Here is a 15339-nt window from a genome sequence, read left to right as displayed (position 1 = left end):
TCCACGGACTCTCTATGACAAACACAAGCAGAACACCCCGCCAGCAGCCCGGCGAAGTTGGTGAAGTCGGTGAAAGCATTTTGGTCTTGCAAGGCGGCGGGGCGCTGGGCGCCTATCAGGCCGGCGTCTACGAGGCGCTGCAGCAATGTGAAGCCGAACTGTCCTGGGTCGCTGGCATCTCGATCGGCGCGATCAATGCGGCGCTGATTGCCGGCAACCCGGCCGAGTTGCGGGTGCCGCGCCTGCGCGAGTTTTGGGACTTATTGAGCTCGGCCCTGCCGGTGCCGGTGCCGGGCTTTGTGGGCCAGGCCATTGCCAAGGCGCGCGAGAACCTCAACGAGGCCAGCGCAACCCAGGTGATGATGTTCGGCGTGCCGGGGTTTTTCAGACCACGCTTTCCGCCCGCGCCCTGGCAGGCGCCCGGCAGCCTTGCTGCCATCAGCTATTACGACACCACGCCCTTGCGCGCAACCCTGGAGCGCTTGGTCGACTTTGATCGCATCAATGACGGGCCGATGCGTTTGTCGGTCGGCGCCGTCAATGTGCGCAGCGGCAACTTTGCCTATTTCGACTCGCACCAGCAGCGCCTGGACGCGCGCCACATCATGGCCAGCGGCGCCCTGCCGCCAGGCTTTGCACCCGTGGAAATCGACGGCGAGCATTACTGGGACGGCGGCCTGGTGTCCAACACGCCGCTGCAATATGTGCTGGATCAAGCCGCCAGCGGCCCGCGCACCGTGTTCCAGGTCGATTTATTCTCGGCGCGCGGCGCCTACCCGGCCAATTTGGGCGAGGTGACCGAACGCGAAAAAGACATCCGCTTCTCCAGCCGCACCCGCTTGAACACCAGCATGGAGTTGGATCGACAGCTCATTGCTCAGACCGCACGGCGCTTGATCGCCAAACTTCCCGCCCATCTGCAAGCCGACCCCGATGTGCGCGCCCTGGCCGATTTACGCTGTGATGGCTCGGTCGATGTGGTGCACCTGATCTACCGCAGCAAGCATTACGAAACCCAGTCCAAAGACTTCGAGTTCTCACGCCTGTCCATGAAGGAGCATTGGGAGGCCGGGCTTGCCGATATGAACAGCACCTTGCACTCGCCGCGCTGGTTGGCGCGCGAGCGCAGCGAGCATGGCGTGCATGTCTATGACCTCACGGCTGAGGCTGCGGGGGAGAAGAAGTCTGAGCCGCAGCCTGTGCCCGCCACTGCTCGGCGCTGATCTCGTAGACCGCGCAGTCCATCTTGTACCAGGGCTCTTGGCCCCGGTAGCGCATGCCCAAGCCCTGCATCACGCGCGCCGAGCCGAGATTATCCGGGTGGCATACGGCCAGCAAACAAGGAGGCTTGAGCGTGTCGAAGGCAAAGCCGGCCATGCAGCGCGCAGCCTCGGAAGCAAAGCCTTGACGCCATTTGTCCTTGCGAAAACGCCAGCCAATCTCGAGCGGATTGACCGCGTCATGCCCCAGATGCTGAATCGCACCGGCACCGATCAGAGCGCCGCTGGCCGACTCAATACAAGCCCACCAGGAGTAGCCCCATTCGGCCCAGCGCGCTTTGCAGCGAGTGATCATGGCCTGCGTGTCTTCGAGGGTATCGGCCTTGCCGGTGATGTAACGCATCACCTCAGGGTCCGAGTTGAGCTCGAACAAGCCGGCCAAATGCTCGTCACAGATGGGCTCCAGCCGCAAACGGGCGGTCGTCAAAACAGTCATGCGCATGGTCTCCTGTGTCACCTTGGTCTTCGTCATGTTTTTCGGGTAGTCTAAAGAGGCTTGAGACAGCAGCCAAAAGTTTGCTGAGACTATGTTTCATCTTGGTTTCGAGCTTTCCGCCCAAGCATCCGCTCAAGCAGGCACCCATGTATCAACCCAAAGGGATCATCGAATGAACACTTTCAACACGCCGTTTCGATTGCTCGTCTTGTCCGCTGCGCTGGCCTTGAGCGCTTGCGCAGCACCCGTCACCGGCCACGCGGATCACCCGTCCGGCGGCGCTGCAGGAAAAGGTATGGGCATGGGGATGGGGACGGGCAGCATGGCCGGCATGGCAATGGCCTCGCTGACGCCTACCCAGGGCAATAATGTGCGCGGCATGGTGATGTTCCATGAAAAAGACGGCCATGTGATGGTGCACGCCAAGCTCAGCGGACTCAAAGCCAATGCCGAGCATGGCTTCCATCTGCATGAAAAAGGCGATTGCGCCAGCGCCGATGGCACCAGCGCCGGCGGCCACTTCAATCCCGACGGCAAACCGCATGGTCCCCAAACTGCTGATCACCATGCCGGTGATATGCCCGCCTTAAAGGCCGACGCCAACGGCTTCGTCGATCAGAAGTTCATGTTGCACGGGCCCACCGTGGCCGCCGGCCCGGCCAGCATCAACGGCCGCAGCGTGATCGTGCACATCGCCCCGGATGACTACGCCACCCAGCCAACCGGCAATTCGGGCGCGCGGATTGCCTGCGGCGTGATTGCCGCCCACTGACCTGATTTACTCGGCCGAGAACAGCGCCTCGGCCTCGGCAAAGCCGTAGAAGCTGCGCGTCATGTGTTGCCAAGTGCCGCTAGCCTTGGCTTCCTGCGCGATGTCTCGCACCATACCCATCACGGCCAACATCGGGCACAGGCCTAGACTGACCCTGCGCGCGCCGGCCGCGAACAATTCCGGCGCCGACGGCGCGCCCGGCATCGCCATCAGGTTGACGGGGCCGCGCACCGCCGCGCAGAGTCGCCGGATCGTGTCCAAGTCCGCCAGACCGGGCACAAACACCATGTCTGCGCCAGCCGCCAAATAGCTGTTGGCACGCGCCACCGTCTGGGCGAAACGGTCTTCCGCGTCGACGCCCTGGCCAAGCAGGAAAGTGTCGGTGCGCGCATTGATCCAAAGCGGCAAACCGGCTTGGCTCGCGGCTGCTCGCGCCGCGCTCAAGCGAGCCACCTGATCGTCAATGGCAAACAAGCCGGCGCTCTCCTGGCCATGCTGGCGGTCTTCCAGATTGACGCCCACCGCGCCGGCGGCAATGCTGGCCAACACGGTCTGCGCGACATCGCTCGGCGCGGCACCATAGCCGGCTTCGATATCGGCATTGACCGGGACCTTGACACAGGCCGCTATTGTCCCGACCTCTCGCAGCATCGCGTCGCGTCCGATCAACTCGGCATCCTGAAAACCGCGTGCGTAAGCGATGCCGGCGCTGGTCGTGCCGATGGCCGGGAAGCCTTCGGCGGCAAAAATCCTGGCGCTGGCGCAGTCCCAGGCATTGGGCAGCAAGAACTGGCCTTGCTGATTGAGTTGGCGGAACTGCTCGGCGAGTTGAAATTGAGTGGTCATGATAAAAAGGAGATGAGCGGCAAAAAGAGAAGTCCTGCATCTTGCCCAGACCTCATCACCCAGGCTGGCGCTTTTCGGCTGTCGGCATTTTTGCCAAAGGGTGCCTCAGCCCGAATGGCCAGGTCCGAAAACCGCTAGACAGCCCGGGGCGAAACTCGGACGATCGCGGCCATGAATTTGGATCACGACAACTGCTACCGCGCCTTGGCCAGCCGCGACGCCCGCTTTGACGGGCGCTTTTTCATCGCTGTCAAAACCACTGGCATCTACTGCCGACCGATCTGCCCGGCGCGCACACCGAAGTCCGAAAACGTGGTTTTCATGCCCAGCGCCGCAGCCGCGCAAGAGTCGGGCTTTCGGCCCTGCTTGCGCTGCCGCCCCGAAGCAGCACCGGACTCGGGCGCTTGGCGCGGCGTCTCCAACAGCGGCGTCTCGCATACCGTGACGCGCGCGCTCGCCTTGATCGAGGCGGGCGAGTTGGACAGCGCCGATCTGGCCAGCCTGTGCAGCAAGCTCGGCGTGGGCGAGCGTCAGTTGCGCCGCTTGTTTGCCGAGCATGTCGGCGCGGCGCCCAATGCGGTCGCGCAGACCAGGCGGGTGCTGCTGGCCAAGCAGCTGATTCACGAAACCCGCCTGCCGCTGACCGAGGTCGCGTTTGCCGCCGGTTTTGGCAGCATTCGCCGTTTTAACGAGGTATTTCAGCAGATGTTCGCACGCCCGCCGAGCGCGCTGCGGCATGGCTCGGCGCCTGATTGCTCGGCCGGCCCGCAAGGCGAGGTGAGTCTCTTACTGCGCTACCGTCCGCCCTATGACTGGCCGGCAATGCTGGGCTTCTTGGCCGCCCGCGCCATCCCCGGCATGGAGACAGTGCAAGCCGATACCTATACGCGCAGCATCAGCCTCAATGGCGTGCAGGGCAGCGTCGCCATCAGCCATGCCGCGCAAAGCAAGGCATTGCGCGTAGTCGTGCGCTTCCCCAATCTGGCCGCCCTGCCCGCCATCATTGCGCGCCTGCGCCGCATGTTCGATCTGGCGGCCGATCCGGCCGTGATACAGGCGCAGCTGTCGGCCGCCTGCCCCTTGATGGCGGCACTGACCGCTGCAAGACCGGGTCTGCGTGTGCCGGGAAACTGGGACGGTTTCGAGCTGGCCATGCGTGCGGTGCTAGGCCAGCAAATCACCGTCGGCGCGGCGATCAAACTGGCCGGCAATATGGTGCGGCAATACGGCGAGCCCTTGCTGGACATCACAGCCAATCAACTCGGCCTGAGCTACGTCTTCCCAAGCCCGGAGCGGATCGCAGCAGCCGACTTGAGCACGCTGGGCATGCCCAGAACCAGAGCGGCGACCCTGTCCGGCGTGGCCAGCGCCCTGCTCACCACGCCCCAACTGCTTGATGCCGGCGCCAGCCTTGACGAGAGCTTGGCCAAGCTGCTGGCGCTAGCCGGCATCGGCGACTGGACGGCGCAATACATTGCGATCCGTCAGCAGCGCGAGCCGGATGCATTCCCGGCGGGTGATGTCGGCCTGATGCAAGCGATAGCGCGCCTGGAGGGCAGCCGGCCCAGCGCTAAACAACTGAGCGAGCGGGCATTGGCCTGGCGGCCTTGGCGCGCCTATGCGGCGCAGCATCTGTGGCAGTCATTGACGAGCGAAGCAGCGGTCGAGACCCCACTGGGGATGGACGCCGCTTGATCAACAGCCCCGATCAAGGGCAGGTATCAAGGCGACTCCACACTGCCATCAGGCGTCAACACATGGCCTCGGCGCGAGCCAAACCGGTGTGCATAGACCCAGGTAAATTCGGCGCCGAACAGAAAAATCTGCGCCGAATAATAGACATACAGGAGTACGACGATCAGCGAAGCGGCCGCACCAAACGCTGTGGATACGCCGCTGTGGCCGATATAGCTTCCAATCAGGCTTTTGCCCGCGGCAAACAGCAGTGAGGTCACCAAAGCACCGACCCAGACATCGGCCCACTGCACCTGGGCGCGCGGCATGGATTTGTAAATCAGCGCAAAAATCAGCGTCGAAGCGCCCAGGCCCAGGGTCAACTCGCTGACCCGCGCCAAGGTCAACCAACCGACCGAACTCGGGTCCCACCAGCGGCTCAAAGCGGCCAGGCCGGCGCTGAAGGCGAGCGACACAATCAGCAAAAAACCTATGCCCAAAATCATGCCGAAGGACAGCAGCCGCGCGCGCAGCAGGGCCCACAGGCCCGATACCTTTTCTTTCTGCGGCGCCCGCCAGATACGGTTGAGGGCATCTTGCAGCTCGGTGAACACCGAAGTGGCACCTATGAACAAGAACAACAAGCCAAAGCCGGCCGTCATCAAACTCTCACTCGGGCGACCCGCGCTTTCGATCAAATCCTGCACGGCGATCGCGCCGGGGGAACCGAGCAAGGCTTGCAGTTGGTCGTAGATTTCACCGCGTGCGGCTTCTTCACCAAACACCAGGCCGGCCAGCGAAATCACGATCAGCAGCAGCGGAGCGATCGAGAAGATGGTGTAGAACGCCAAGGCCGCGCCCATGCTCTGCGCATAGTCACGCACCCAATTCAGCGCCGCCGCGCGCAGCAAGCCGCCAATTTGCCTCAATTTATGCCGCATGCGCTGACTCTCGCCCAGTTCTTAACACTTAGAGCCGGCCGTTCTGAGACAGCAAGACCGCCACCGGGCGGGTGCTACTGAACTCGGAGCAGATGATGGCGATCACGGCGGTGATGGGCACGGCCAAAAACGCGCCCGCAACACCCCACAGCTCAGACCAAACGGCCAGGCTGATCAGTATCGCCAGCGGGCTCAGATTGAGCGAGTTACCCATCATGTAGGGGTCCAGAAAATTGCCAATTACAAACTGCACCAGGCTCAAGCCCAGCATCATCGGCACGATGATGCTGGGGTCCTGAAACTGCGCAATGCCCATGGCCAGCGGCAGCAAGACCCCGAGGAAGGAGCCGATATAGGGGATGAAGTTGAGCAGGCCGATCAACAAAGCCCAAAAGGGCGCGAACTCCAAGCCGTATTGCGCCATGATGGCCCAGCTCAAGCCGGCCAGCAGCACGCTCAAAATCGCCTTGAGTGACAGGTAAGCACCAATGCGCCCATTGATGCGCTGGCCAATCTGGCGCGCACGCTCGGCCCCGCCCTGACTGTTCATGATGGCATCCACCTTGGCCGGGAAGGAGCGCATCTCCACCAATAAAAACGTCGCGTAAAGCATCACCACCACGATGGCCCACAGCAGGGACGAGACCGAGACCACCATCGAGCCCAGCAAGCTCTGAAAATTGATCTGCGCAAAAAAATCTTGCCGCAGCGTGGTCCAGGTCGGCTCGTTTTCAATGCCCATCAACACGGCCAGCTTTTGAATACCGACCAAAAGTGCCTGCTGATAGGCCGGCGCCCGCAGCAAAATTTGCTCGAAATTGGCCGCCACCAAATAAAAAATGAAGGACAGCGCCAGGCCAATACAGGCCAAAGCCAGCACATAGCTGAGCCGCAGCGGCAAGAGATGGCCGCGCCAGGACAGGCGCCGCAAGGAATGCGTCAGGCCGACAAACACATAGACAACAGCCGCCCCGGCCACCACCGGAATCAAGGTCTTCTTGCCAATCACCAGCAACCAGCCGCCTATCAGCAAGAGGATGCTGCTGTAGACGACATTGCGAAGTCGGTTGAGAGGCTCGTTGACCATGTTTACTGCCTAGTTGAGAAAGGGACTGCGCCCAAATAAGCCGCCACCTGCACGTCATGCACAGTTCAGCGGCTTGCTGGCCTGAAGGATTCTGGCGGAGTTTACGATGCACCCAGGTGCGGAACTGGCGTGGCGCAAATGGGCCCCTCGGGCGCTATAGTCGGCCGCGCGCAGCAAAAGCCTGCGCCAACACAAAACTCAGCCCATGATTGAAGCGACCAAACTGATCAAGCCCCAAGCCGACCCGGCACCAAAGTGGTTTCATATTGCCGTTGCGGCCAGCATGGTCTTGAGCACGGCCAGCGCGGTCTACAGCTCGATGCGCACCAGCGCCGCGATGCAGGCCTTGGTGAAAGAGAACTCGCGCCTCGTGCTGGCCAGCTCGACCCCGCTGCTGCAATTCATGAGCAGCAATTTCGACGGCGGCCAGCCTGCGCTGAGCTTCTCGGTCACCAATGACGGCAATGGCCCGGCTCGCATCGTCTGGTTCGAGATGAAGTCCGAAGGCAAGTTGGTTAAGAGCCTGCGCGCACAGGTTCGCGAATCCAGCCCTGAAACTGCCAAGTTATCGGTCGAAATCATGACCTCGACGATTGCGCCACGCTTGATTTCACCCGGCAGCACCATCAAGCTTTTTTCATGGTCCCAGCCGGCTGCCAAAGACGCAGAAGCCCTGCAGCTATGGCGTCAATTCGACCGCCAAGGCCGCGGCAAGATCACCGTCGAAGCCTGCTACTGCTCGGTGCTGGACGCCTGCTGGATCTCCGATCTGGAAGGCAGCATCCCCAAGCCCGTGGCCAGTTGCGAACCCGAAGGTCGCACGACGCTGAACGGCTGAAATGCAGCAGCCGCCATTTGGGTCTGATTGACGATCGCCTTGTGGCGCTCATTCCACTGCTGCAGCGGCTCGCTTTGCCCGTCGAAGACCTGGCTCAAGAAGGCCAAGGCAACTTCCTTGGTCGCCGTCTTGACGAGCGGATTGAGCGCCACCCCGCCGGTGCCGGCACGGTCGGTGAACATGCTGTGTGAGCCGCCCTCGAACACCACCAAGGACTTGGCCGCACTGCCGGTCGCGTTGAACACGGCAATGCGGTCCCGCGCATCCGAGTGATAGCCGGGAATCACGATCACGTCTTCGGTGGACGTGATGTGTAGCGTCGGGATGGTGATGGGTTTGAGAATTTCGGCCGTCCGTTCGGTCTCGCCATAAAACGGCGGCGCCGAGATGATGATGGCGGCCTTGAAGCGCGGATCGCGCAGCTGATCCATCACCACGCCCTGCCGCTGCACCTGCGCGCCCGACAACAACATCACTGTGTTGGCGCCGTAGGAATGGCCGGCCGCAATCACCCGGTCGGCATCAATCTGCGCGCCATGGGGCCCTTGCAGCAACTGGTCCAGCGCAAAGCGCATATCGGCAACCCGGCTCAGCGCCTCCGTCTCTTTGGCAGCATCCTGCAAACGCCCGACCAGCCCAAAGGGGTTGCCCAACCATAACGCCCGGTCGCTACCCACATGCTGCACATGCAGCGTCGCGTAACCTTGGGCCGCCCAATAGGCTCCCAGATAGCTGTAACCGCGACGCGAGCCGCCTATGCCATGCGAGAAGACGATCAGTGGCACTCCGGCTGTATGTCGGGCCGTATGTCGGGCCGTTTGCTTGGACTGTGCAGTCTGCGCCGGCCAATACAAGCGCGCCGGCACCGCACGCTGGCGGGCGCCGTCTTGCCAGTCCAGGTCCTCGGTGCTGTAGCCAGGCGCCACATCGGCAGCGGGCGGCGCATCCAGCAGCGGCAAGGGATCGCCACTCAAGGCCCCGGCCTCGGGCGTGCGGCAAGCACTCAGGCTCAATGCCAGACCCAAGCTGAGCCCCAGGGCCTGGGCGCCACGCAAGCAGTTCGACAGCAAGGTCTTTTTCATCTTGTTCATGATGGTTGCAAAAGGCCGAATTTCAAGACTCGAGGACTTCGACCGGCGTCGACGCCGGCCGTCTGAACAAGCGCGCCACACGCTGTATGCCGTCATCCACATAGCTGAACACGACAGGGATCACCAGCAAGCTCAAAAAGGTCGAGGTGATCAAGCCGCCAATCACAACGATCGCCATCGGCGCACGAAAGCTCGGATCCACACCCCAGCCCAAGGCGATCGGCAACATGCCCGCGCCCATCGCGATCGTCGTCATCACGATAGGCCGAGCCCGCTTGTGGCAGGCATCGAGAATGGCCTCGAAGCGCGGCAAGCCGTGATCGCGGCGCGCGATCACCACATAGTCGACCAGCAAAATCGAGTTCTTGGTGGCAATGCCCATCAGCATGATCAGGCCAATCATCGAGGGCATGGACAGCGCGGTGCCGGTGATAAAGAGCGCCAAAAAAGCCCCCGGAATCGACAAGACCAGCGCGGCCAGAATCGTCACCGGCTGGATGAAGTCCTTGAACAAGAGCACCAGCACGATGTAGATGCACAGCACGCCGGTCAGCATGGCCAGGCCAAAGCTGGCGAACAACTCGCCCATGGCCTCGGCGTCACCGACCGTGGTCTGGATGATGCCGGGCGGCAGATTCTTCAAGCTAGGCAGGCCCAAGGCGGTCTTCTCGACCAGACCCAGCGGCTGGCCATTCAACTCAATCTCGAAGTTGATATTGCGCAGCCGGTCATAACGGTCAATTTGCGCAGGCCCGCTGGCAATCTCGAGCGTGGCGACGTTTGACAGCGCCGTAGGTCCACGGCTACCCGGTACCGGCAAACTGCCCAATAGCGCCAGATCGGCGCGCGCATCGGCGCGCAGCTTGACGACGATGGGCACCTGGCGCTGGGCCAGATTGAGCTTGGCCAGGCCTTGGTCATAGTCACCAGCGGTGGCAATGCGCAAGGTATCGGCGATCGCCGCAGCGCTGACGCCCAGATCGGCGGCGCGCGCAAAGTCCGGCCGCACGATCAATTCGGGCCGCACTAGGCTGGAGGTCGAAGTGACCGCACCGATGCCAGGGATGCTGCGCAACTCGCGTTCAACCAATTGCGCATGTTCGCCCAGCGCATGACCATCTTCCCCCGCCAGCACGAGAACGTATTTCTCACTGCTGCCACCAAAGCCGACCTTGACGCGTGCGCCGGGCAAAACATCCAAGGCCTCACGCAATTGCTTCTCCAGGTCTTGCTTGCTCAAGCCCTTGCGCTCACCTCGCGGCGTCATATTCAGCGTCAGCGTTGCCTTGCGCACCTCCGCCGCACCACTGACTGCAAAGGGGTCGCCGCCCGCGTTGCCGCCGCCTATGGCCGTATAGATCAGCTTGACATGAGGGTTAGCCGCCACAATCAGACGGGCCTGTTCGGCCAAGGCCTCGGTCTGCTTGAAGGTACTGCCCGGCGGCAGCGTCAAGGTCACTTGGGTCTGATTCAAATCATCCGGCGGGATGAAACCGGTCGGCAGCAAGGGCACCAAGGCGAGCGAGCCGACGGTGAACACCAAGGCCCCAGCCAAGGTCAGCAGCCTGTGCTGCAAACACCATTTGGCCCAGCCGGTGTAGACGGTCAACCAGCGCGGCTCGGTGTGATCCTTTTTCGGGGGCTTGAGAATGTAGGCCGCCATCATCGGCGTCAACATGCGCGCCACCACCAGCGAGACAAACACCGCGATCGCCGCCGTCCAGCCGAACTGCACAAAGAACTTGCCCGGAACGCCGCCCATGAAGGCAGTCGGCAAGAACACCGCGATCAGGGTGAAGGTGGTGGCGATGACGGCCATGCCGATCTCGTCGGCCGCCTCCATCGCCGCTTGATACGGCGTCTTGCCCATGGCCAGATGGCGCATGATGTTTTCGATCTCGACGATGGCGTCGTCGACCAGGATGCCGACCACCAGCGACAAAGACAGCAGCGTCACCGTGTTAACCGTGAAACCGAGCAGATACATCAGGCCAAAAGCCGGGATCACCGACAGAGGCAAGGCAGTCGCCGCAACCAGCGTGGCGCGCCAATCGCGCAGAAAGAACCACACCACGATGATGGCCAAGAGCGCGCCCTCGTAAAGCAGCACCATCGAGCCGTCGTAGTTCTCCTGCACCGGGTCGACAAAGTTATAGGCCTCGGCAAACTCGATTTCGGGGTGGGCCGCGCGCAGCGCCGCAATCGCGAGCTTGACGCCAGCGGCCACCTCCACCTCACCGGCTCCGCGCGTGCGGGTGATCTCGAAGCCGACCACCGCCTTGCCATTCAACTGTGCGCTCGAGCGCTTCTCGGCCACCGTGTCGCTGACCAGCGCCACCTGGTCCAGGCGGATGCGGCGGCCATCCGACAAAGCGATGTCCATCGCAGCCAATTCCTGCGCCGTCTGCACCGTCGCCAACGTGCGCACCGATTGCTCGGCCCCGCCAATATCGGCACGGCCGCCCGAGGCCTCTTGCTGAACCTGGCGCAGTTGGCGCGACACATCAGCGGCGCTCGCATTGAGCGCCAGCAATTTGGCCGGATCCAACTCGACCCGCACCTCGCGGCTGGCGCCGCCCACCCGAGACACCGCGCCGACACCGCGCACCGCGATGATGCTTTTGGCTACTTGGTTATCTACAAACCAAGACAAGGCTTCCTCGTCCATCCTCGCAGAAGCCACCGTATAGGTCAGGATGGGCATGCCCGACAGCTCCATCTTGGAAATCACCGGGTCGCGCATATCGGCCGGCAGGTCGGAGCGCACGCGCGAGACCGCGTCGCGCACATCATCGACCGCCTGCTGCGTGCCCTTTTCCAGCCGGAACTCCACCGTCACGATGGCCACGCCGTCCTGCACCGTGGTGTAAATATGTTTGACGTCTTGCAGCGTGGCGAATTGGTTCTCCAGCTTGCGCGCGACCTGCGACTCCAGCTGTGCCGGCGAGGCGCCGGGCAAGGCTGCAGTCACGGTCACCGTGGGCAGGTCGATGTCCGGGAAGTTCTGGATCTTCATCGCCCTGAAACCCAGCAAACCGCCGAGCGTGAGCATGATGAACAACAGAATCGCCGGAATCGGGTTGCGGATCGAAGCGGAGGAAACGTTCAGCATCGCGGGCTCCGCTTAATTGACGGGTTTGGCGGCTTTGGCCGCATCGACCACGCGCACCAGGTCGCCATCGCTCAAGAAGCCAACCCCGCTGGCGACAACACGCGCACCGGCATCCAGGCCGCCGGTCAACTCGATGCGATCGCCGACGCGGCGGCCGACTGTGACCTTGCGTTGCTGCACGCGCCCATCGGCCGCCACCTGAAACACATAGGCGAAGCCGTCGCGCAGCTGCAGTGCGGTTTGCGGCAAGCTCAGTGCATTGCTGTGACCCAGCTTGAACTCGCCCCGCGCAAAGCTACCTGCCCTGACAGCCGCGCCGGCCGGCAAATCAACATAGGCCAGGCCCATGCGGGTTTGTGCATCCACCGTGGGCGAGGTGATGCGCAAGCGGCCCGTGATCGCTTGATTGTCCAAGCCCGTCACGGACACCGACATGCCGGGCTTGAGCTGCAGCAGCTCGGTGGCGGGCACTTCGGCGCGCCACTCCAGCCGGTTCTTGCGAATCATGCGGAACAGTTCCTGACCCGGCTGCACGACAGCGCCAAGGGCCGCAGCGCGCGCCGAGATCACGCCATCATCGGCTGCCGTGATGCGGGTTTGCGCCAGCCGCAGCTCGTCGCTCTTGAGGCGGGCCACGGCGGCTTCATGGCGAGCGGCGGCGGTCAACTCGAGGGTCAGGTATTGCTGCAATTGCTGGCCACTCAAGGCATCGCTGCCGCTGCTCTTGAGCTCGCGCGCCCGGTCGGCGTCAAGCTTGGCCGCACTCAGCTGGGCGCGCGCTTCGCTGGCGGCGGCCCTTGATTGCGCCAACTCGGCCTGCACGGTGTCGACCGACAGCTGCGCCAAGAGCTGGCCGCGCTTGACCACATCACCGACATTGACCGCGACCTCGGCCAAACGCAAGCCGCCGAGCTCGCTGCCGATCAGCACCTCTTGCCAGGCGGCGACGCTGCCATTGGCGCTCAGGGTCTGAGCCCAATCGCTTTTCTCGGCGCTGATCAAATTGACCGTCAGCGCTGGGCGGGCCTTGGCTGCGGGCGCCGGGTCGGCAGCCAGCACGGGGCCTTGCAGCGCCGCAGCGGCCAACAAAGACAGCCCGCAAATTTGGAATTTATTCATGTGATTGGCCATCATCAAAGGGCTGTTCCGCCAGGGATTGACTGAGACGCTTCGGGCTGCCATCCGCCGCCTGAAGCTTTGTAGAGAGAGAACCAGGCTGCCAAGCGGGCTGCCTGAACCTGCACCAAGGCCGACTGCGCATTCAAGGTCAGCCGGCGCGCCTGCTCCAGCTCGGCCGCACTGGCCAAGCCCGCGCGCCAACTGCCGGCGGTCGCCACGGCCGATCGCTGATAGCCATCGGCGCTGCTTTGCGCATAACGTTCGCGTTGCTGGGCAGCATCAAGCCGCACCAGGGCTTCCTCAACCTCGCGTACCGCCAGCAGCACGGCAGCGCGGTAGCCGGCCAGACTTTCGTCAAAGCGCGCTTGCGCCGCATCGGCATTGGCAAGGCGCGAACCGGCATCGAAAATCGGCAAGCTCAGCGAGGGGCCAAAACTCCAGCCATTGCCGTCAATCTTTGGTCCACCGCTGACTTGCAGCGCCGACAGCGAAATCGAACCGCCCAGTTGCAACTGCGGGTAACGCGCGGCTTCAGCGGCGCCGCGCTCTGACCAAGCGGCCAGCACCTGACGCTGCTGTGCTGCCAAGTCAGGCCGCTGAGCCAAGGTGGCGGCCGGCAATTGCGCGACCTGCAGGCCGGGGCTGCTGGGCAGTTTTGCAAAGGCCGGGGCCAGCTGAGCGCGCAGCTCGAGCTCGGGCCGCCCGCTCAGGCTGACCAAGGCCTTGACCACCAAATCACACTCCGCGCGCTGGTTCAACCAACGGTTCTGGCTATCGGCCGCAGCGGCCTGCAGCAGAGCATCATTGGCCGTGGACTCAAAGCCAACCTTGAGCTTGTCGCTGGACCATTGGCTCAGCCGAGTCATCGCCTCGACATCGGCGGCGCTGATTTGCGTCAAACGCTCGCAAGCGCGCAGGCTGACATAACTCTGCGCCACCTCGGCCGCCAGGCTGACTCTCGCGGCATGCCAATCCAGCTCACTGGCTTGGGCGCGCGCCTCGGCCGCATCGCGCTGCTGGCGTACGCGTGCAAACAGGTCAATTTCCCAAGCGGCGTCCAGACTGGCCGTGCTCAGCGTCTGCGTGGGCACACCGCTGACCAAGGGCAGGCGCTGGCGCTGCGCGGCCGCGTTCAAATTGACATTCGGCCACTGGGCGCTGCCGGCCTGAGTGGCTTGAGCGCGGGCTTGCTTGATGCGTGCCACCGCTTGCTGCAGCGTGGGATTGGCGGCTTGCGTTTGCTCGATCAACTGCCCCAACAAGGGGTCGTCGAACTGCGACCACCAATCCTGCAGCGCGGTTGCCTGCCCGCCATGCGGCAGTGGTGCCACCCAGGCCGGCGGCGTTTGCTCGGCTTGCTTGAGCGCGTCTTTAGGCGGCGGCGGGGTCGCACAGCCGACCAGCCCCAAGACCAGCCCCGCGGCGAGGGCCGTCACCAGCAATGGCAGGCGCAGCTTCGGTTTCAATACGGGCATGACTCTCATCCTCAGCGGCTCTGACGCAGAGCCTGTTCAGCTTCAATCAGCGCTTGGCCAAAAGTGACCAAGCGATTCAGCGTGCGCTCATACGCGCCGGGGCCATAAACCACGCCCGGCAGCAAGCCTTCCATATCTTGGGCGGAAAGCCAGTAGTCATGGGCCAGCGCAATCAGCGCGAAGGCGAGTTGGTGCAGCTCCGCATCGATGCTGGCTGCACCGCAGCGTTGCCCCAGCATCGCCACCAAGGCGTGATGCTGGGGTGCGATGTACTCGCCGCAAATGTCTGGCCAAGCCGGGCTGGGCGCAATCATTTCGCGGCAGAAGATGCGCGTGCTGTCGCTCAAGCCGGATTCGGCGTCGTACAGCGGGCGCAAAAAAGCGGCATAAAAACTCTGCAACCACTCACGCAAAGGCAAGCTCGCGTCCGCTTCGGGCATGCCGCGCATCACATCGGCGATGGGCTGCACCAGGACCTCGCGGTAGAGGCCTTGCTTGTCGCCGAAGTAGTAGGCGATCAGGGCAATATTGGCTTCGGCGGCGGCGGCAATCTCGCGTGTGCTGGCCTTGTCAAAACCCTTGGCGGCAAAGATGCGCCGGGCTTCTTTCAACAAGCGCGCACGCCGGCCGCTGAGTTCTTCTGGCACGGGGGCTGATTTGGGCATGCC

At 63.1% G+C, this 15339-nt stretch carries 13 protein-coding genes; 4 read left to right on the top strand and 9 right to left on the bottom strand.

Going from position 1 to position 15339, the window contains the following annotated elements:
* The first annotated feature begins 14 nt into the window (after positions 1-14).
* Complete coding sequence (locus PRZ03_RS06395) at positions 15-1223, top strand: patatin-like phospholipase family protein (RefSeq protein WP_273599523.1); 1209 nt, start codon at positions 15-17, stop codon at positions 1221-1223.
* On the opposite strand, the gene PRZ03_RS06390 is transcribed toward PRZ03_RS06395, so the two are convergent.
* Positions 1156-1752, bottom strand: coding sequence for a GNAT family N-acetyltransferase (locus tag PRZ03_RS06390; RefSeq protein WP_273599522.1), 597 nt, complete (start codon positions 1750-1752; stop codon positions 1156-1158). The genes PRZ03_RS06395 and PRZ03_RS06390 overlap by 68 nt on opposite strands.
* Before the next feature lie 136 nt (positions 1753-1888).
* Between PRZ03_RS06390 and PRZ03_RS06385 the strand changes: the two genes are divergently transcribed.
* The gene (locus tag PRZ03_RS06385; RefSeq protein WP_273599521.1) at positions 1889-2488 is read left to right on the top strand and encodes a superoxide dismutase family protein; all 600 of its coding nucleotides are present in this window, start codon (positions 1889-1891) and stop codon (positions 2486-2488) included.
* Between the two features lie 6 nt (positions 2489-2494).
* On the opposite strand, the gene PRZ03_RS06380 is transcribed toward PRZ03_RS06385, so the two are convergent.
* Positions 2495-3334: an isocitrate lyase/PEP mutase family protein gene (locus PRZ03_RS06380; RefSeq protein ID WP_273599520.1), complete on the bottom strand. Its 840-nt coding sequence runs from the start codon at positions 3332-3334 to the stop codon at positions 2495-2497.
* 171 nt (positions 3335-3505) lie between these two features.
* On the opposite strand from PRZ03_RS06380, the gene PRZ03_RS06375 reads away from it, so the two are divergent.
* Positions 3506-5029, top strand: coding sequence for a DNA-3-methyladenine glycosylase 2 family protein (locus PRZ03_RS06375; RefSeq protein ID WP_273599519.1), 1524 nt, complete (start codon positions 3506-3508; stop codon positions 5027-5029).
* A gap of 26 nt (positions 5030-5055) precedes the next feature.
* On the opposite strand, the gene PRZ03_RS06370 is transcribed toward PRZ03_RS06375, so the two are convergent.
* Together PRZ03_RS06370 and PRZ03_RS06365 are read right to left on the bottom strand one after the other, a co-directional pair.
* On the bottom strand, positions 5056-5949 hold the full coding sequence (locus tag PRZ03_RS06370) for a YihY/virulence factor BrkB family protein (protein ID WP_273599518.1): 894 nt from the start codon (positions 5947-5949) through the stop codon (positions 5056-5058).
* Between the two features lie 28 nt (positions 5950-5977).
* A complete protein-coding gene (locus PRZ03_RS06365; protein ID WP_263533191.1) occupies positions 5978-7036 on the bottom strand; it encodes an AI-2E family transporter in 1059 nt (352 codons plus the stop codon).
* A 205-nt stretch (positions 7037-7241) separates the two neighbouring features.
* Between PRZ03_RS06365 and PRZ03_RS06360 the strand changes: the two genes are divergently transcribed.
* Positions 7242-7874: a hypothetical protein gene (locus PRZ03_RS06360; RefSeq protein ID WP_263533192.1), complete on the top strand. Its 633-nt coding sequence runs from the start codon at positions 7242-7244 to the stop codon at positions 7872-7874.
* On the opposite strand, the gene PRZ03_RS06355 is transcribed toward PRZ03_RS06360, so the two are convergent.
* From PRZ03_RS06355 to PRZ03_RS06335, 5 genes are read right to left on the bottom strand one after another with little or no spacing between them, the layout of a single operon-like run.
* Entirely contained in the window at positions 7769-8965 is a 1197-nt protein-coding gene (locus PRZ03_RS06355) for an alpha/beta hydrolase family protein (protein WP_273599517.1), read from the bottom strand. The two genes, PRZ03_RS06360 and PRZ03_RS06355, sit on opposite strands and share 106 nt — an antisense overlap.
* Before the next feature lie 22 nt (positions 8966-8987).
* On the bottom strand, positions 8988-12077 hold the full coding sequence (locus tag PRZ03_RS06350) for an efflux RND transporter permease subunit (protein WP_273599516.1): 3090 nt from the start codon (positions 12075-12077) through the stop codon (positions 8988-8990).
* A gap of 12 nt (positions 12078-12089) precedes the next feature.
* Positions 12090-13196 carry an efflux RND transporter periplasmic adaptor subunit gene (locus tag PRZ03_RS06345; protein ID WP_273599515.1) on the bottom strand — a complete coding sequence of 369 codons (1107 nt, stop codon included), beginning with the start codon at positions 13194-13196 and terminating at the stop codon, positions 12090-12092.
* A 14-nt stretch (positions 13197-13210) separates the two neighbouring features.
* On the bottom strand, positions 13211-14671 hold the full coding sequence (locus PRZ03_RS06340; protein WP_273599514.1) for an efflux transporter outer membrane subunit: 1461 nt from the start codon (positions 14669-14671) through the stop codon (positions 13211-13213).
* A gap of 11 nt (positions 14672-14682) precedes the next feature.
* Positions 14683-15336, bottom strand: coding sequence for a CerR family C-terminal domain-containing protein (locus tag PRZ03_RS06335; RefSeq protein WP_273599513.1), 654 nt, complete (start codon positions 15334-15336; stop codon positions 14683-14685).
* Positions 15337-15339: the final 3 nt, after the last annotated feature.

This window comes from Roseateles albus, assembly GCF_028595345.1.
Lineage (GTDB): Bacteria > Pseudomonadota > Gammaproteobacteria > Burkholderiales > Burkholderiaceae_C > Paucibacter_A > Paucibacter_A albus.
This window is presented reverse-complemented; position numbering and strand designations above follow the sequence as displayed.